The organism is Streptomyces sp. NPDC006207 (genome assembly GCF_040613835.1).
Taxonomy (GTDB): Bacteria; Actinomycetota; Actinomycetes; order Streptomycetales; family Streptomycetaceae; genus Actinacidiphila.
In genome coordinates this window covers 19239-39472 of record NZ_JBEXSX010000012.1, presented here as the reverse complement: position 1 = coordinate 39472, position 20234 = coordinate 19239, and the positions used below count along the sequence as shown (strand labels likewise).

General features: G+C 70.3%; 1 protein-coding gene. It reads right to left on the bottom strand.

What is annotated here, in order from left to right; all coding sequences use genetic code 11:
* Nucleotides 1-7: 7 nt before the first annotated feature.
* Complete coding sequence (locus ABZ312_RS12225) at nt 8-20149, bottom strand: RHS repeat domain-containing protein (RefSeq protein ID WP_500437502.1); 20142 nt, start codon at nt 20147-20149, stop codon at nt 8-10.
* Between the last annotated feature and the right edge of the window lie 85 nt (nt 20150-20234).

The following is a 20234-nucleotide window of genomic DNA, read 5'->3' as shown; positions in this document are numbered from 1 at the left end:
GGATCCTCTACTGCTGCTGCGTGCCGGGCGGCGGTACCTGGTACCAGGACGGGTTGATGCTCGCACGGTACGCACCGGTCAGGTAAACCGACTGGATCGACTTCTCGAAGATCTTGAAGGGTAGCTGGATCCAGAAGTCCGCGAAGCCCTGCCGGTGGAAGAGCCGGCTGCCGCCGCCCAGCACGAGCACGTTCTTGACCAGGGCGGTGGAGGCCGACGTGGTGAGGGCCGCCGCGGCGTTGATGCCGCCGTCCAGGAAGGCGTCCGCGCCGCTGAGCTTGACCGTGTTCCCGTTGGCGTCGCTGACGCCCCACACCGCGGCGTTCATGGCGCCGTTGACCCATCCCGAGATCACGCTGGTGCCCGCGCTGAAGGTGAAGTCGTAGATGCCTCCGCGCCAGCGGGTGGGGGTCTCGTTCCCGGCCCACTCGTTGGACCAGGTCTTGTCGTGGTTGAACGGCCTGCGCTGCGGGTGCTTGCCGCCGTCGATGTTGGCCAGGGTCGCCTTGAGGTTGCCGAGCTCGCGGAACCCGGCGGCCCGGTTCTCGTGCACGGCGATGCCGAACCCGGTCTTGACGCCCGAGGACACGGCGGCGTTGGCGAACGCCTTCAGCACGTCCTTGCCGGTGAACGGCTTGTCCTGGGCCGCGGCCACAATGCCGTTCACGGCCAGGTTGGCACCGAACTCCAGGACGAACTCCTGGCCGAACTCCACGGCGGCCTTGTACGCCACCGTCCGCCAGTACGGTTCGTACCGCGCCTCGCGCAGCGCCGCACCCGCACCGTCGGGGAGCATCGTCCCGGACCAGGGCATGCGCTGGGACTCGCGGATCCGGCGCCCCCAGCCGCGGATCTCGGTCAGCGGCCCGCGGTAGTCGTACTCGTTGCCGACCAGCTTCATCTGGCCGAGCGGACCGCGGCGCTCCCAGACCAGGCCGCTGTCCGTGCGCTGGGCGACGAGCTCGCCCCGCGCGTCGTAACGGTTCCACTGGCCGCGCCAGGCGTCGGTCTCCAGGTATCCGGTGACGGTGCCGCCGGGGCCCGTCTCGGCCGTGCGCTCGCGGACGACGGAGCCGTGGTCGAACTCCTTCCAGACCGCGCCGGGCTCGCCGGCCGTGCGGCCGTACTCGCGGACGCGTGCCGGGCCGTCCAGATGCAGCGGCGTGTCGCGCAGGACGACCCTGGTGCCGTCGGCGGACCGCAGTTCGTCGCGGAAGTGGCGGGCGCCGGGCCTCCACTGGTCGTCCCAGGTGCCCGTGGCCCGGTTCCACCAGGTGCGGACCTGGCCGCCCTGGCCGGGTGCGGTCGCCGGTGAGCCGTCGCGCTGGAACTCGGCGGTCAGCCAGCGCTCGTTGCGGGCGGGGTCGCGCCAGGCGTCCACGAAGCGGCCCTTGTCGAGCATGCGGCGCTCGCGGACCAGGTTGCGGTTCGCGTCGAGGTCGCGGAAGGAGTCGTCCCAGGACCGCTTCGGGTCGTTGGAGCCGCGGAAGAACTCCCTGGAGCCGGAGCGGCCGAGGTGGTTGCCCTGGGCGTCCGTCTCCCGCCACGTCCACTTCGCGGAGTCCGCCCGCCCCGTGCCCTCGATGAAGCTGTTCGCGGCGCCGTTGGGGTTCGGGTGCCGCATCCCGGTCAGGTTGCCGTGGGCGTCACGGGTGACCCAGCTGCCGCGGCCGGAGGGATGCCCGACGACCGGCGCATCGACGTACTCGCGCACGACTCCGTCCGGCAGGCCCTCGCGCGCGACCCTCAGGCGCCCGTCCGGCCCCTGGAAGCGGTCCTGCCACAGCGGGCCGTCGGGAGCGCCTTGTTGCGGGACGCGGTAGCCGTGCCTGCCGCCGGAGTCCTCCCAGGGCACGTACGAGGCGTCGGCCGGGGGGTAGCCGGGGCCGCCGGCGTGGTCGCCGACCTTCAGCGTCGTGCCGTCGTGCAGCTTGGTCGTCAGGCGCGCGAAGTCGCCGTTCGCCGCCAGATCCAGGGTGCCGCCGTCGAGACCGACGTACCGCACGCCCGAGGTTCCGGAACCGGCGCCGTCCCCGACGGGCCGCTTCTCCCAGGTGAACAGCTGGTACGCGTTGTCGCCGAGCACATGGGCGTAGGCGCCCTCCGCGTGCCCTGCACCCGGCAGCAAGCCCTTGCGGACCCAGACGGGCGGGCGCTGTTCACGCCACCGCTCGGTGACCAGCAGGTGGCCGTCGACGACCTCGGCCTTGCCGACCTCCTTGCCGTGCGGCGACTGGCGCTGCCAGGTCCCGTCGGTCTTCCACCCGCCGGGTGCGGCGGCGTCCTGCACGAGCGTGTGCTCCTCGTACTGCCCGGCGTGTTCGGGCAGGTGGCCCATGCCCCACTTGCGCTGGACGAGGGTCCGCCCGTCGTCGGCGAGGTCGGTCCAGCCGGAGTCGTACCGGTCCGGGGTCCGCGGGCCCGCGGCCAGCTCCCTCGATGCCCCGTCGTAGCGGTGCCAGCGCAGCCGGCCGTCCTCGTTCCCGAGTGCCAGCGTGTGGCCGGTGCCGTTGCCGTGCTTCTGCAGACCGGCCTGGTACTCGTGGACGACGTTGCCGCGCGCGTCGAGGTCGCGCCAGCCGGTGCCCGCGGTGTCGTACTCGCGGATGCCCGCGCCGGACAGGGTGGCATCGTCGCCCCAGCGCGCCCAGCTCGTACGGGGGTTCATACGGCCGAAGTCGATGGTGTCGGTGCGGCGGAACGAGTCGAGGAGGCCGCCGCCGGGCAGCGGCCGGCGCTCGAAGACCGGTACCGGTGCGCCGGTGTCGCTGAGCAGCACCACGCGGCCGTTCGCGGCGCCCGTCAGGTCCGCCTTGCCGTGGTGGAACACCCCCGCGCCGGCGCCGTCGGGCCCGGTCCGCTCCCACACGCCGTTCGGGTGGTCGAGGACGTACTGGTAGGCGGTGGGCCTGCCCTTGTCGAGGACGTTGAAGCCCTGCTTGACCAGGGTGCCGTCGGTGCCTATCTGGATGAACTCCCCGTCCCGCGGCCCGCCGGTGTGCACGTGGGTCACCCGCAGGCCGTCGGCCGTGGCGGTGACCTCCTGCCCGCGGAAGTGGGCGATGCGCGTGCCGGTCGCGTCCTCCAGCCAGGCGGCACCCTGCGCCGGGGTGACCAGGTTCAGGCCGTCCGGCACGCCCGGCAGCGCCGGGAGCGGCCGGCCGGTGGCGACGGGAGCGCCGTGCTCGTCGTACCGGGTGAAGGTCCCGTCGACCTCGTCGATCTGGCGCGGATGGGGCTCGGTGAGCTCCGAGAAGTATCCGTGTGTGGTGGGGAACGTCTCCGTGCCGGACAGCGAGTCCGTGTCCCGCAGCGACGAGGCCGGGCCCGAACCGGGGGTCCCGTCATGCGCGTGCGGTACGGGCGGCACGGGTGGCACCGGCGGGACGGACGGCACGGGCGCGGGCGACGCGTGTTCGGCCGCCGCCACCCTCAGCTCGGCGGCCTCCGCCTCGGCGAGCCGGACCTCCGCGGTCACGACCTGCTCGCGCGCCACGTCCAGCCCGGTCCTGTTCGAGGACCCCCTCCCGACCAGGTCGAGCGCCTCGAGCCGCCGGAACTCCGCGTGCGCCCGGTTGAGATCGCGACGGGCGTCCTGCACGGCCGCCTCCGCGTCCGCCGTCGTCAGCGGGTCGTCGGCGCGCGGGGTCAGGTCCGGCCCCTCGTCCAGTGACCCGGCGTCCTCGTCGGCACGCCCCTTGCCCTTGCCGGGCGCGGGGGGTGCGACCGCGTCGTCCGTGACGGCACGGGTGTGCGGCACGTGAACGTGGTCGTGGCCGTGGTTGCGGACCTGGGCGTGGATGAGTTCGAGGTAGCGGGAACGCAGTCCGCCCTGGGTCAGGCCCTCCGGGGCGGCGTTGTGGTAGTTGCCCATGAGGCTGCCGTCGACCTCGGGCCGGTGGCCCGCCGTCAAGTCCCGGTACTCGTCCCGCAGACCCAGCTGGTGACCGAGTTCGTGCGCGAGGTCCTGCTCGGTGGCGTCGATGCGCCACTGGTGCTGGTTCATCGCACCGTCCGGGCCGCCCACCCTCACGTTCAGGTGGGCGTCGGCGGCGTTGCCCGTGACGCGCTCCAGCGTGACGTGCAGGACACTGCCGTCGCCGAGCACCTCACCGGGACGGTTGAAGACCCTCTCCACACCGCCCAGCGCTCGCTCCCACAGTGCGTCCACCTGAGCCGGCGACAGACCGTCGGCGGCCAGCTGGACCCGCACGGTCAGATCCGTGACGGAACGCTCGCCCAACGGGAACGTACGCACGTCGAAGCCGGCACGCACCTCGTACCGCGGCGCGTGGGCGCCACCACCCCGCGGCGTCGACACCGGGTCCACCCACGAATGCTTCACCGTGTTCGGCGCCGCCGCACCACGCGCCGCATCCCAACCCGCGTCCAGCGTCAGATCCACCCGCCGCGCACCAGAACCCGCACCGTGGAAGAAGTCATCCACCGCACCCGCCGGCGCGGACACCGCCCGCGCCGACACCCCAGCGGGGTCGTCCAGCACCGGGAAGGACCTGTCCCCGCTCTCCCAGCGCACCGTCACGTTCTCCGTGGCCGAGCCGTGGACGACGGTGTGCCGCACGTCCCGCTGGAGCCGCTCCAGCGTGTCCAGCAGACCATCCGGCGGGAAACGCCTGTCGAGCGCATCGAGCAAGCTGTCCTTCGAAACGCCAAGCTCGTCCGCCAGGTTCTGCGTGTGACCGGAATTGTTCTTCCAGCCCCGCGTGGCATTGTTCGGGCCCACATGAATGGAGTTGTCCGCCGTCAGGATGGACGGCCCGTGCTCGTCGATCAGATCCTGGGCAGCCTTCGAACGCGCGGTCAGATGGAAGTCGCTCCCACTGATCGTGACCGACGAACCGCCGGCCACCCGCGTCTCATGACTCGAAGTGAGGACCACGTTGAGGTGGACCGCCACCTCCGCCTGCGTCCCACCGTCCGTGACCGTGATGACGATCGGCCGCGAGATGAGATTGTTGCCCCCGTTGTTACGGGTCTTCACACCGAACTCGAAACCACCGAGCACTCGACGCTCGTCCCCCGGCCTCCCGCCGCCTCTGCCGACGATGGCGTCCAGGACCCCGTCCCCAGTCAGCCGCGCGGAGCCAGAAGCAGCCGGCGCCGCCGCGGAGACGGATTGCGGTACGTGCGTTTTGATGCCGCCGATCAGAGCGTTACGGGTGTCGACGGCCATGTCGAGCAGTCGCTTGAGGGTCTTCGGGAAATCCTTGGCCACCTCCATGAGCGCATCGGCCTCAGCAGGCAGTGCCTTGCCCAGTTCCTGCCGGGTCATCGCCTTGAGGAGGGTGGTGTCGTCCGTCTGAATTCCGTGGAAGGCGAAAGCAGCGAGGTCCCGCCCCACATTGGGGTCCTTCGTCAGGACACCCCCGTGGTACTGCGCCAAGTACCTCTCGACCTGCTTGGTCCACGTGCCCCGGTCCGCATGGCTCTGCGTCAGGCCGTCGAGGACCGTGCTCGGTACGTCAGGCCGGACCTTGTCGGCGATACGCCCCCCATCAGTGACCAGGGCGAGACTCGAGTCGAACGAGACGAGCTTGTCCTCTCGGCCCTGCCAACCCAGGAACTGACGGTTCTTGAAGACACTGTCGAGGAGGTGCCTTCCTTCCTCCGCCTCATAGACGATGTCTCCGGCCTTTCCGAAACGGATATTGCCCTCGAGGCCGAGCGGAGCGTCCGGATTCACCCGGACGAAGCTGTTGGGCTCCGGGAAGTAGACCGTACGGGAATCGAACTTCGCCATGACGTCGCGGACGGCCAGATCGATTTCCGCGGCCGCTCTGTCGGCCTTCGCCTTGGGCGTGGCACCCTCGGGGAGTGTGTAGCCGCCACTGACCATCTCGGGAGCGTTACCGTTCCGAGCCGTCAGCGTCTCGATCCTCACGGCTGCGCGGTCGAAGAGCGGCTTGCCGCCGACGACCATGCTCTTGACGTCGGCGTCACCGACGTGCAGGTACACCTCTCCCCTGGCGTTCAGCTTGACCTTGTCGAGCATGCCACGGGTGAGATCGTCACGGACCACCGCCTCACGCAGCGCACCGTAGGGGATCTCCTTCTGCGTACCGGCGTCCACGAGCCTGGGATTGGGCTGGCGCCAGGTGAAGCCGGTGACGGAGACCTCGAAGTCGCCCTCCTGCGCCCACTGCCGGGCGAACTTCCGCACCGCGTCGGCGATCGCGGTTTCACTGCCGGCGCGCCCGTTCACACCGATGACCAGGCCGAGCCGCTCGCCCAGCACCGACTTGTCGCCGAACGCCGTCCCGTACATCTTCGCCAGCTTCAGCAGATCGGTGTCCGGGGTCGCGATGACCGTGGCGACGAAACGGGTACCTTCACCGCCCTGGAGCGCGCCCTTGGCCGCACCGTCGAACTGTGCCACTGGTGTCAACCGGTAGTGGCTTGCGATGTCGCCGTAGCCCTCGCTGAAGCGTAGGACGTCCGTCCGCTCCGTGAACGTGGGCGGCACAGGCCCCAACTGCGAGGTACTCGCCGAGATGCTCGCCTTGGCCTTGCCCTTGGCCTTGCCGTCCGGTGCGTGGGGGGCGATCCCGTCGACCGCGTCGACGTCGACGTGCGGCACATGGACGTGGTCGTGACTGACGACCTGGGCGTGGATGAGGTCCAGGTAGCGGGGGCGCAGTCCGCCCTGGGACAGGCCCTCGGGCGCGGCATTGTGGTAGTTGCCCATCAGGCTGCCGTCGACCTCGGGGCGGTGCCCGGCGGTGGTGTCCCGGTACTCGTCCCGCAGACCCAGCTGATGCCCCAGCTCGTGGGCGAGATCCTGCTCGGTGGCGTCGATCCGCCACTGATGCTGGTTCATCGCTCCATCCGGACCACCCACCCTCACATTCAGGTGAGCGTCCGACGCATTGCCCGTGACGCGCTCCAGCGTGACGTGCAGGACGCTGCCGTCGCGCAGCGTCTCACCCGGGCGGTTGAAGACCCGCTCCACACCGACCAGGGCACGGTCCCACAACGCGTCGACCTGAGTCGCTGAAAGCCCGTCATCGGCCAGACGCACCTTCACCGTCAGATCCGTGACCGAGCGGTCCCCCAACTCGAACCTGCGCACGTCATAACCAGCACGCACCTCGTACCGCGGCGCATGCGCACCACCACCCCGCGGCGTCGACACCGGATCCACCCACGAATGCTTCACCGTGTTCGGCACCGAAGCACCACGGGCCGCATCCCAACCGGGATCCAGCGTCAGATCCACCCGCCCCGCACCCGGAACCGCACCGTGGAAGACATCGTCCACCACGCCGGCAGGCACGGAAACGCTTCTGGGCGACACGCCGTTGGAGTCGCTCCGGACGGGGAACGACTTGTCACCCCGGAACTCCACCGTGATGACCTCGGAGGCGGAGGCATGGACGATGGCACGCTCCACGTCCCGCTGGAACAGGGCGACGGTGTCGAGCAGTTCGCCCGGCGGGAAACGGCTGTCGAGCGCCTTGACCAGGCTGTCCTTCGTGATGCCGAGTTCGTCCGCCAGGTTCTTGAGCTGACCGCCCCTGTTGTCCCAGCCGGTCTTGGCGTTGCTCGGCCCCACATGAATGGAGTTGTCCGCCGTCAGAGCGGACGGCCCCGACTTGTCGATGAGGACCTGAGCGGCCTTCGACCGCGCGGTCAGATGGAAGTCCGTCGTGTTGAGCGTGACCGTCGTTCCGTCGAGCCTCCCGCTCGGGGTGACCATCACATTGAGGTGGACGGCCACCTGGACCGACTTGTCCCCCTCGGTGACCGTCATCAGCACGGGCCGCGAGATGAGGTTCGTGCTCCCCGTGTCCCGGACCCTTCCGAACTCGAAGCCGCCGAGCGTACGGCGGGAACCGTCGACCGTGCTCGATCCCGTGATGCTGTCCAGGATCCGGACGGCGTCCGGGGTCAGCCGGCCCCCGCCCGTACCGGCACCCGCGTGAGCGGCCGTGGACGTACTCGCACTCGGTGCGGACGGGGAGACGGACTGCGGCAGCTGCTTGTTGAGGCCGTCGACCAGTGCGTTACGGGTGTCGACGGCCATGTCGAGCAGTTTTTTGACGGGCGCCGGGAAATCATCGGCTACCTTCATGATCGCGCTCGCCTCTGCCGGGAGTGCCTTTCCAAGCTCCTTGCGCGACATCGACTTGAGGGCCGTGATGCCATCCGCCCGGATGTCGTGGAAGGCGATGGCCGCCAGACTCTTCCCGACGTTCGCGTCCTTCACGAGCACGTCCGGGTGGTGCAGCTTGATGTAGCGCTCGATCTGCTCGGTCCAGGTCTTCGAGTTCGCGTGGCTCTGGGTCAGCCCGCTGAGAATCGACCGCGGGTCGTCCCCCACCTCTTTGGCGATCCGCTCCCCGTCCGTGACCAGAGCGAGATCCGAATCGAAGACGAAGCCCTGGTTCTCCCGCCCCTGCCAGAGGTAACCGCGGTTCTTGAGGGAGCTGTCGAGGAGCCGCTCGCCCTCTCTGGCCTCGTAGCTGACGGCCTTTCCGAAGACCTCGCCGAACCGGATGTCCTTCTCCAGGCCGAGTTCCGGGTCGACACGGACGAACGTGTTGGGCTCGGGGAAGTAGACCGCCCGCGTGTCGGTCCTCGCCATCGCGTCGCGCACGGCCATGTCGAGATCTGCGGCGTTCTTCGCGACACCCCCGGGGAGGGTGTAGCCACCGCTCACCATCTCGGGAGCGAGCCCGTTCTCGGCACTCAGCGATTCGATCTTCGCGGCGGCACGCTCGAAGAGCGGCTTCCCGCCAACGACCATGCTCTTGACGTCGGCGTCACCGACGTGCAGATACACCCCTCCCTTGGCGTTCACCTCCAGCTTGTCGAACATGCCACGGGTGAGATCGTCACGGATGACCGCCTCGCGGAGCGCGCCGAACGGCACCATCTTCTGGCCGCCGTCCTTCAACAGCTGGGGGTTCCGCTGCTCCCAGGTGAAACCGCTGACGGAAACCGCGAAGTCGCCCTCCTTCTCCCACTGCTGAGCGAACTTCCGCACGGTGTCGACGATGTCGGCGTCCTTGCCCACCTGTCCGTTCACACCGATCACGAGGCCCAGCCGCTCGCCGAGGGACTCCTTGCCGAACGCCGTCCCGTACGTCTGCGCCAACTTCAGCAAATCCGTGTCCGGAGTCGCGATCACCGTGGCGACGAAACGCGTACCCTCACCGCCCCGGAGCGAGCCCTTGGCCGTGCCGTCGTACTGGGCCACCGGCGTCAACCGGTAATTCTCGACGATGTCGCTGAAGCCCTTGGTGAAACGCACAGCGTCCGTCCGCCGCGTGAATGTGGCGGGGTCGACCGCCGCCTGCGATGTGTTCGCCTTGACCTTGGCCTTGCTGGGTGCGTGGGGAGCGACGCCGTCCACCGCGTCGACGTCGACGTGCGGCACATGGACGTGGTCGTGGCTCGCGACCTGCGCGTGGATGAGGTCGAGGTAGCGGGGGCGCAGCCCGCCCTGGGACAGACCCTCCGGGGCGGCGTTGTGGTAGTTGCCCATCAGGCTGCCGTCGACCTCCGGACGGTGCCCGGCGGTGGTGTCCCGGTACTCGTCCCGCAGACCCAGCTGATGCCCCAGCTCGTGGGCCAGGTCCTGCTCGGTGGCGTCGACGCGCCACTGATGCTGGTTCATCGCACTCTGCGGCCGACCCACGTTCACGTTCAGGTGGGCGTCAGAGGCATTCCCCGCGACGCGCTCAAGCGTCACGTGCAGGACGCTGCCGTCACGCAGCACCTCACCAGGCCGGTTGAAGACCCGCTCCACACCCGACACCGCACGGTCCCAGAGCGCATCCACCTCTGTCGGCGACAGGCCCTCGTCGGCCAGACGAACCTTCACCGTCAGATCCGTGACCGAGCGATCTCCCAGCTCGAACCTGCGCACGTCGTAACCCGCACGCACCTCGTACCGCGGCGCATGCGCACCACCACCCCGCGGCGTCGACACCGGGTCCACCCACGAATGCTTCACCGTGTTCGGCGCCGCCGCACCACGCGCCGCATCCCAACCCGCGTCCAGCGTCAGATCCACCCGCCGCGCACCAGAACCCGCACCGTGGAAGAAGTCATCCACCGCACCCGCCGGCGCGGACACCGCCCGCGCCGACACCCCAGCGGGGTCGTCCAGCACCGGGAAGGACCTGTCCCCGCTCTCCCAGCGCACCGTCACGTTCTCCGTGGCCGAGCCGTGGACGACGGTGTGCCGCACGTCCCGCTGGAGCCGCTCCAGCGTGTCCAGCAGACCATCCGGCGGGAAACGCCTGTCGAGCGCATCGAGCAAGCTGTCCTTCGAAACGCCAAGCTCGTCCGCCAGGTTCTGCGTGTGACCGGAATTGTTCTTCCAGCCCCGCGTGGCATTGTTCGGGCCCACATGAATGGAGTTGTCCGCCGTCAGGATGGACGGCCCGTGCTCGTCGATCAGATCCTGGGCAGCCTTCGAACGCGCGGTCAGATGGAAGTCGCTCCCACTGATCGTGACCGACGAACCGCCGGCCACCCGCGTCTCATGACTCGAAGTGAGGACCACGTTGAGGTGGACCGCCACCTCCGCCTGCGTCCCACCGTCCGTGACCGTGATGACGATCGGCCGCGAGATGAGATTGTTGCCCCCGTTGTTACGGGTCTTCACACCGAACTCGAAACCACCGAGCACTCGACGCTCGTCCCCCGGCCTCCCGCCGCCTCTGCCGACGATGGCGTCCAGGACCCCGTCCCCAGTCAGCCGCGCGGAGCCAGAAGCAGCCGGCGCCGCCGCCGAGACGGACTGCGGCAGGTGCTTGTTGATGCCGTCGACCAGCGCGTTACGGGTGTCGACGGCCATGTCGATCAGCTGCTTGAACGTAGCCTTGTCGTCCCCGGTGGCCTTGATCAGCGCCTTCCATTCCGCCTTCCGGTTGGTGCCGAGGTCCTTCACCTCCAGCTTCGTGAGGGTGGTGGCGCCGTCCGCCTCGATCTTGTGGAAGGCGATGGCCGCCAGGCTCTTCCCGGCGTTCGCGTCCTTCACCAGCACGTCCGGGTGGTGCAGCTTGAGGTAGTGCTCGATCTGCTCGGTCCAGGTCTTGGCGTTCGCGTGGCTCTGGGTCAGCCCGTTGAGGATCGACCGCGGGTCGTTCCCCACTTCCTTGGCGATCCGGTCCCCGTCCGTGACGAGGGCGAGACCCGAGTCGAACACCACGGCCTGGTTCTCCCGCCCCTGCCACAGGTGGCGGCGGTTCTTGACCAGGCTGTCGAGGAGACGTTCCCCCTCCCTGGCCTCGTAACTGATGGTGTCTCCGGAGATCTCGCCGAACCTGATGTCCTTCTCGAGGCCGAGGGAGTTGGCCGTGTCGACACGGATGAACGTGTTCGGCTCGGGGAAGTAGATCGTCCGCGCGTCGGTCTTCGCCATCGCGTCGCGCACGGCCAGATCGAGGTCCGCGGCGTTCTTCGCGACGCCCTCGGGGAGGGTGTAACCGCCGCTCACCATCTCGGGAGCGAGCCCGTTCTCGGTACTCAGCGATTCGATCTTCGCGGCGGCACGCTCGAAGAGCGGCTTCCCGCCGACGACCAAGCTCTTCACGTCGGCGTCACCGACGTGCAGGTACACCTCTCCCCCAGCGTTGAGCCGGACCTTGTCGAGCATGCCGCGGGTCAGGTCGTCCCGGATCACCGCCTCACGCAGCGCGCCGTAGGGGATCTCCTTCTGGGCGCCGGCCGCGACGAGCTTGGGATCGGGCTGGTGCCAGGTGTAGCCGGTGACGGAAACCGCGAAGTCGCCCTCCTTCTCCCATGCCTGGGCGAACTTGCGCACTGTGTCGGCGATTGCGGTTTCCGTGCCGGCGCGGCCGTTGACACCGATGACCAGGCCCAGCCGCTCGCCGAGGGACTCCTTGCCGAACGCCTTGCCGTACGTCTTCGCAAGCGTCAGCAGATCGGTGTCCGCGGTCGCGATGACCGTGGCGACGAAGCGGGTGCCGTCACCGGCCTGAAGCGAGCCCTTGGCCATGCCGTCGTACTGGGCGAGGGGCTTCAGCTGGTAGTGACCGGCGATCTTCTGGTAGCCCTCGGTGAATCGCGTGGCGTCCGTCTGCCGCGTGAAGGTGGGCGGGACGGCCGCCGGCTGCGAGGGATTCGGCTTGGCCTTCTTCGGTGCGTGGGGGGCGATCCCGCCGACCGCGTCGACAGCCACGTGCGGCACGTGCACGTGGTCGTGGCCGGCGACCTGGGCGTGGATGAGGTCGAGGTAGCGGGGGCGCAGCCCGCCCTGGGACAGACCCTCCGGGGCGGCGTTGTGGTAGTTGCCCATGAGGCTGCCGTCGACCTCCGGGCGATGCCCGGCCGTGGTGTCCCGGTACTCGTCCCGCAGACCCAACTGGTGGCCCAGCTCGTGCGCGAGATCCTGCTCCGTGGCGTCGATCCGCCACTGATGCTGGTTCATCGCACCCCGCGCGCCACCCACGTTCACGTTCAGGTGGGCGTCAGAGGCGTTGCCCGTCACGCGCTCCAACGTGACGTGCAGAACACTGCGGTCGCGCAACACCTCACCGGGACGGTTGAACACCCGCTCCACACCCGACACCGCACGGTCCCACAGCGCGTCCACCTGGTTCGGTGAAAGCCCGTCACCGGCCAGACGCACCTTCACCGTCAGATCCGTGACCGGACGCCCGCCGAGCTCGAACCTGCGCACGTCATAACCCGCACGCACCTCATACCGAGGAGCATGCGCACCACCACCCCGCGGCGTCGACACCGGATCGACCCACGAGTGCTTCACCGTGTTCGGCGCCGCCGCACCCCGCGCCGCATCCCATCCCGCGTCCAACGTCAGATCCACCCGGCCGGCGCCAGAACCCGCACCGTGCAGGACGTCACCCGCCCCGCCCGACAGGCCGGTAACGGCAGGCGCCGACACACCCCCGGAGTCACCCCGGACGGGGAACGACTTGTCGCCCTGGAAGTGAACCCGCACGTCCTCCGCGCCGGAGCCGTGGACGACGGCGCGCTCCACGTCGTCCTGGAACCGGTGGACCGTCTCGACGAGTCCGCTCGGCGGGAACCGGTTGTCGAGTGCGTCGATGAGCTTCTGTTCCGAGACGCCGAGAGCCTGCGCGAGGTTCCTGGTGTTGCCCGGCCTGCTGTTCCAGCCGGACGAGAGGGCGTTGCTCGGCCCCACGTGGATGGACTTCGACGCGGTGTCGCTGGAGGCTCCGTGCAGGTCGATCACGCCCTGGTCGGTGTGCGGCCGCGCGGTGAGGTGGAACTTGCTCCCCGTGATCGTGACTTCCGTCGTGTTCGCGACCTTCTTCCCCGCCAACGTCACGTCGGCCTCGTTGCCCGAGCTGAGCATCACGTTCAGGTGGACGGCCACCTGCGCTTCCGTTTCTCCGTCCTTGACCGTGACCACGATCGGCCGTGAAACGAGATTCTTGCCGTTGTTGTTGCGGGTGCCCGCGCCGAACTCGAAACCGCCGAGCGTGCGGCGTTCCTCGCCGCCGTTGCGCCCACCCGTGCCGATGACGACGTCCAGAATCCCGTCCTCGGTCAGCTTCGTGATGCCCCCCGAGGCGGACGGTGCCGCCGGGGAGACGAACGAGGCGTCGCCGGAGCCCTCGACGCGCGCGGCCGTACCCGTGAACAGGCCGTCCCGGGGCACACCGTCGCGGTCGAGGAGCGAGGCGGTGAAGACGAGGTCGTCGTAGCTCGCGTGCACGCCGTCGACGGCCCCTCCGGCCGCGCCCTCGCCGGGTGCGGAAGCCGGTGCCGGTACGTGTGACGGCGACGGGCCCGGACCCGGGAGGTGACCCCCGCCGGCACCGGAGGACGACGGGCCGGGGCCACCCGAGTGGGCTCCGCCGGTCCCGGGCGGCGCCGGGTGCACGCCAGGGGCGCGGCCCGCGCCCGGTCGCGCGTTGTGGATCTCGACGGTGAAGGAGTGCCCGTTGGCCTGGGCGAACTGCTCGAGTTGCAGCTTCTGTGCCTGCAGCGCCGGGTCGAACCCGTCGTCCACGAGTACGACGCGGTTGAGGTCGTCCCACTTCACGCCGCCGTGGATCTGCGCCTCGAAATACCTGCCGAGGTTGCGCTCCAGCGTTCCGGCGTCACGGAATCCGCGGAACGCGCCGTCGTACCGGAAGTCGGTCGCCTCGGCGAAGGCCAGCCGGACCAGGGGTTCGGGGCCGTGGTTGAGCAGCGGCAGCATGTTGCCGCGGCCGGTGACGCTCCGAGCGCCCTCGAGGCCCTCGATGAAGCTGTCCGCCGGCGTGAACGTGGCGCGCTGCATCACGTCGGGATTCAGGTGGAAGACCGCCCGCCCGTACATCTTCACGCCGCTCGGCCGGTACTTGGACGTGAGGGCCGCGTAGTTGGGCAGGTCCACGAGGTCGTCGGCGGTCGGGGCGAACGGCCGTCCTTGCGCGCCCGGGTAGATCCCGGACGCCTCGGTCGTCCGCTTCACGGACGCCGGCAGGCCGAGAGCCTCCTCCGTCTTGCCGCGGGTGACGTAGTACCCCGCGTTGGCGTTGTTGGCCTCCCACGCGTTGCGGAGCAGCTGGGTGTCCGAGGTCAGTGCGTCCAGGAGCGTCCCTCCGGCCGGCGTGATGTCGCCGAGCTTGAGGTTCACCGTGAGCGAGAGGTCCTCCTGGAGGTGCCGGTGGACCTTGGCGATGAGCTCGTGGGCCTGCGCCCCGTCGAGCGGGTAGCCCTCCGCCCACTTCCAGTCGCCGCTGTTCAACTTCTGCGTCAGCAGGTCCGTGTCCGCCGTCAGCGTGCGCAGGGCCCGCCGCTCGGCCATGACGATCGCGGAGAGCTGCGGCATCCGCAGGTTCGCCAGCTCCGGGCGGCCTTCGAGGGCGTGGAACAGCTGCACGTTCTCCTCGAACGACTTCTGCTGCTGCACCAGCACCGACTTCAACGCGTCGTCGTGCTCCGCGCCCGCCAGCCCCTTGGCCAGGATGTCCTGGTGCGCCGTGAGGTCTCCCTCGTACGCCTCCCTGCCGTTGCCCCCGGGCCATCCCTTGGCGGACTCCGGCTCGCTGATCCAGCGGGCCACCGTCAGGTCCTGGCCGCTGGGCACCAGTGCGTGGCTGGTCTTCCCGCCTTCCAGCGGGGTGACGACGTGCGTCGCGGAAGGGACGTGGTCCACGGACTGCACGACACCTTCGGGGGCGGGCGGAACGACATCGGCCCGGCCCCTGCCGCGGAACAGCGACCGCAGCCCCTCGGGCAGGTGCGGAGCCGCGCCGCCGAGCCCGTACCCGCGGTACGCCTGCACCTCGGGGAACGGCGCGCCGCCCGTCACGTCGGACCAGTGGGCCTCCGCCTGGGCCAGCGCGGCGTCGGCCTGCCTGACGTGCTGCCACGACTCGAGGTACCGGAAGCCGTCGGCCTCGGCCGAGGTGCCGAAGCCTTCCACGTAGCGCGTCTGCAGGTCGTCGCGGATGGTCCGGGCGTTGATCAGCTCGCGGCGGGCGTCGGTGATGGCCGCCGACGCGTCGATGTCCGACAGGTCGTCCCCGAGGTCCGCGCGCAGACCGTCGTGGTGCGATCCGGTGCCGGTGGTGTCCAGGGTGCCGGTGCCGGTGCCGGTGGGCGACTTGCCCTTCCCCTTGTCCCCCACCGCGGGGGGCGTGTCCGGGACGTCGTGGACCGCCGCGCCCACCGAACCCTCGGGCGCCGCGGGCCGCGCGTCGAGCACGGCGTCCATGAAACCGTCGGTGAACCGGCCCGCGTCGGTGTGCCACAGCGGCAGGTTCCGCGCCGCGTACAGGTAGGCGTTCTCCAGCTGCGCCGCGGTGATGCGGTGTTCCTCCAGGACGTGCGTCCCGCCCCCCGGGGCCCCGTCGACGGTGCCGCGGACGGCACCGAACTCGCCCGGCGCACCCGGGCCCAGGGGCACGGGCGCGTCCCGGCCCGGCAGCCAGACCGTCAGCGAACGGGCGCCCGTCGAGCCGTCGGTCCCCAGGACCAGCCGGATGTCGGCAGCGGGGTCGGCGATCGCGTGCTCCAGGTGCTGCCGCACCGGCCGCGTGTCGTCCATGAACCGTGCGACGTCGTCCCCGCCGGCCCCGTGGACGACCGGCGGCGAACCGGCCGGCAGGTCGTCCACCGAGTGGCGGAACACGCCCATGTCGTCGAGCATGTCGTCGATCTCGTCGAACATGTGCTGCACGTCGGACGGGTACTGCACGGAGGATGGCGGCAGGTGCCCGGTGGAGTCCCCCGCGGCCGACGTGCCGGGACTCGGGGCCGGTTCCGGGACGCTGTCCACGGAGCCCCTCCCGATCCCCGAGAGCGAGTCGCCGGCGGCGGGCGCCGTCACCGACGGTCCCGGCAGATCGGACAGCCCCGGACGGAGCGTGCCGTAGGTCTCGCCGAGCTGACGCGACAGCTGGCGTCCGGCGTCGTCACCCGAGGTGAGGATGGTGTGGGTGATCATCTTCTCGAACTGGTCGAGGATCAGCAGACGTTCCTTCTGCGGAGCCGTCGCGAGATTGCCGTCGATCAGGGGACGCTGGTGGTCGAAGAGCACGAAGGTCTTGGCCTGGTCGGTGGCGGCCTGGAACCGGCCCTGGTCGTGGAGCCGCCAGTCCTCCACCTCGCCGAAGGCGTCCTGGTACCGGATCGTGTCGTCGGCGGTCAGCTTGGCCACGGGCGACGTGCCGTCCGCCCAGTGCCAGGCGCCGTCGCGGCGCAGCATCGTGTCCACGAGCCGGTACGGGGCCGCCACCCACAGGTCCGCCACGGACTTCCCGAGCGCCGCGGAGACGAAGCCCTCAGCGAACCTCACGCAGTTGTAGCGGAACAGGTCGTACACGGCACCGGAGTTGGCCATCGCGTACCGGTACCCATCGAACAGCTGCGCCGCGGTGATCCGGTAGGTGCCCAGTACGCGGACGTGCCCGGAGAGGAGGTATTCGGCGTCGTTGACGATGGCACCCGGGTTGCCGAAGAGGTTTCCGTCCTCGGGGTAGAAGCCGATCGTGAGCGGCTTGCGCTCGCCCGGCAGCATCACGGACACCATGGCGTGGCCCACGTCGTCGGAGAACTCGCGCCAGGTCCGGCCTCCGGGGCTCGCCACGAGGGCCACCTCGATGTCCGCGGCGGGGTTGTCGAAGGCCCGTTCCACGTGCTGCCGCAGCGGGCGGATCAGGTCCACGAACTCCGAGAAGCCGTCCAGGTCCTCGGTGCCGTGCTCGCCGACCGGGGAACCGGGCAGCGAGTCGTCGTCCATGTCGAAGTGCGAGCGCATCGGTGCGCCGGTGTCGTCCAGGACCAGGTCGTCGAGCCCGTCGAGCAGGCCGCTCTCCGGCCTCGGCGGGACAGGCGGTGCGTGGTGCCCGCCCGGCCCCGGGGTGACGGGCGCGTCGTCGGCGAAGTCCGTGTCCCTGACGCCGCCGGGGAGCTTCCCGCGTTCCGGGCCCGCGAGGTGCACGGCCAACTGGTCGGCCTGCGCCCGGACGTCGACCTTGGTGAAGGCGGCGCCGCGCAGGTCCTCCAGCACCTGGCGGGCGGCGGTCACGGTCTCCACCGTCACCGCGTCCGCGCCCATCTTGCCCAGCTTCAGGTTGACCTCGTGGAACAGTTCCGCCTGGTGCGAGTGCACGCGCCCGCCGCCCGACGTCGCGGGCGGTACCGGGGCGGGGTCCTGACGCAGCGGCACCGCCACGTGCCCGTCGCCGGTGACGGCCACCTTGTCGTGCGGGGCCGGGGTGACGACGTCGTCGGTGTGCCGCGCGGGTGCGCCGGCGAACGCGTGGCCCGCGTCGACGTCCACCGTCTTCCCGGCCCCGGTCCCGGGTGCGCCGGCGAGGGCCGGGCCGTCGACGGAACGGACGCCCCGGCCGTCGTCGAGGAGGTCGAGCGCGGAGCGGGCCGCGTCCTTGGGCGGTGTGCCGTGCACGCCGCCCTTGGGCACGCCGGAGGCGGGGACGCCGGGGGTGGTGGGACCGGGCACGGTGTCGGTGACCACGGAGCCGGGGCGTCCGCTGCCGGCGGGCCGCACGATCTCGTCCAGGCTCAGATGGGCCTGGTTGGCGCGGGCGGCACCGGCGACGTTGTCCCCGAGGTCGGACCCGATGTGGGTGGGCACCGGGTTGTTCGGCGTCCCCTTGGCGCCGCCCGACAGCAGGTCGAACGCCGAGCCTCCGGCGGCACCGGTGCCGCTCTGGTGCCCAGGGACCCCGGTGAGCGGGCCGTGGGCCCCGGGCGTTCCACCCGGAGCCCCCAGGAGGTCGTGGACCCCGGCACCGCTCGGCGGCGCCTGGACGCCGGTCAGCGCGGTGTGCGCGGCACCGGTTCCCGCACCCGGGGCGCCGGGGGCGGCGAGCAGGTCGTGCAGGGCCGTGCCGCCCGGAGCGGGCGCGGGCGCACCGGTGAGAGCGGTGTGCACCGCGCCGGTCCCGCCGGGCGGTGCCGTCAGGACGCCGGCCGGACCCTGCGCGAGCAGGTTCCCTCCGTTGCCCTTGGCGACGAGGGCGGCAACGTCCACGCCTTCGTGCACGACCGGGGCGCCGGCGGAGCCGGGCACATACAGACCGGAGGAGTGCGTCACATGGCCACCCGGGGCCATCGAGCTCACCCCGAGTCCCCCGCTCATCTGGCCGGGCGCCCCGTCGAGGGCATCGATCCTCATCCGGCTCATCTGCGTACCGGCGATGTCGACCACGTCGTCCATGTGCCGCACTGCCCGGAATCCCGCGGTCGAGTTGTCGAACACGGCGTTCGCCCCGTGCACCGAGACGGGGTTGACCGTGCCGACCCGCAGCCCCGTCAGGTCGACGGTGCTGACGGGCGCCACGGAGAAGGAGGACGGGCGGACGGAGGTGTGGGTGTCGCCGAAGTTGCCGAAGCGCACGTCCGCCAGGTCCATGCGGGCCATGTTGATGTTGGCGTGCCCCAGGTCCAGGTGCGGGGTCGCGCCGTGCGGACCCATCGGCACGGCACTCACGGTGTGCGCGACCGTGCCGCCCACTGGCAGGTCCCACACGCCGCGGCCCATGACGCCGCGGTCCCAGAAGCCCATGCGCAGGGCGCCCTTCAGCCCGTACTCCGCGATGTCGGTGTGCGTCACGGGGAGGATCAGGCGCGTCCACTTGCCGCCGGCCATCTGGCTGCTCCAGGTCTCCTGTGCGAAGAGCCGGAAGTTCTGCCACGCCCCGGGGGCGCCGGCCCGTATGGCCGACCCCCAGCCGCGCACCACCACGGGGATGGAGCGGACGCCCTGCACGACGACGAGTCCGCCCTTGACGAACACCGAGCCGCCGAGCGCGGGCACGTTGTGGAAGTTCTGCATGACCCACAGTCCGCCCTGGCGCACCCAGGTCAGGCTGATCCGCGCGACGTCCCTCAGACCGGTGAAGACGGTGGCGAACCGGAACCCGCTGACCATGTCCTTTATGGACATGAAGCCGTTGCGTCCCCACTGGAGGGCGGCCTTGAAGCCGGACTTGAGGAGACCGCCGATGGCGAAGATCGGCAGCGCCTTCGTGGTGGGGGCGATGATGCCGAGCCCGGCGAGGAACAGGTCGAGGAAACCGATGTCGCCGCGGGCGAAGTCGATGGCCGCCTTCACGAACAACGTCATGTTGACGCCGAGCGCGAGCAGGGCGACCGGCCCGCCGAAGATCAGCGCCGGGACGATGAGGATGATTGCCAGGATCTGGAACATCTCCCAGAAGACCTGGCAGTCCGAGATCGGCAGCCGGATGTCGGAGGCGTTGTTGACCGCGTTCGCGATGGTGTTGCCCACCTCGTCGAGCTCCGTGCCCGCGCTCTGGGCGGTCTGCCGAAGGGCCTCCAGTTGCGGGTCGTCCTCCGGCAGGCCGCGTGCGGCCGACAGGGCGCCGTCCGCCCTCCGCTGGGCGTCCTCGATGTGGTTCGCCCAGGCGCCGAGGTTCTGGGAGACCTCCCAGAAGGAGTCGGCCACGTCGTTGATGTGGTTGCGCAGCCTGTCGTCGACCTTGCCCCGCAGCGCGTCGGCGGTCTTCCCTGCGAAGACACTGCTGTCCGCCGTGTTCATCACCTGGTCGATGGCCTGCGCGATGGACCTCGCCTGCGTACCGATCTTGACCAGGTCGTCGACCAGCAGACGGATCTGGACCGGGTCTCCGGGGGTCGGGTCCCCGTGGAGGCCGAGAACGTTCCAGTCGCTCGGGCGAGGCATGTCAGGGATTCCTCCCGGTTCGGCGCAGAGGAGCACGGCGGAGCTCTCCACGTGGACCACGCGCGGGGCACGCGCGTGGTTCATG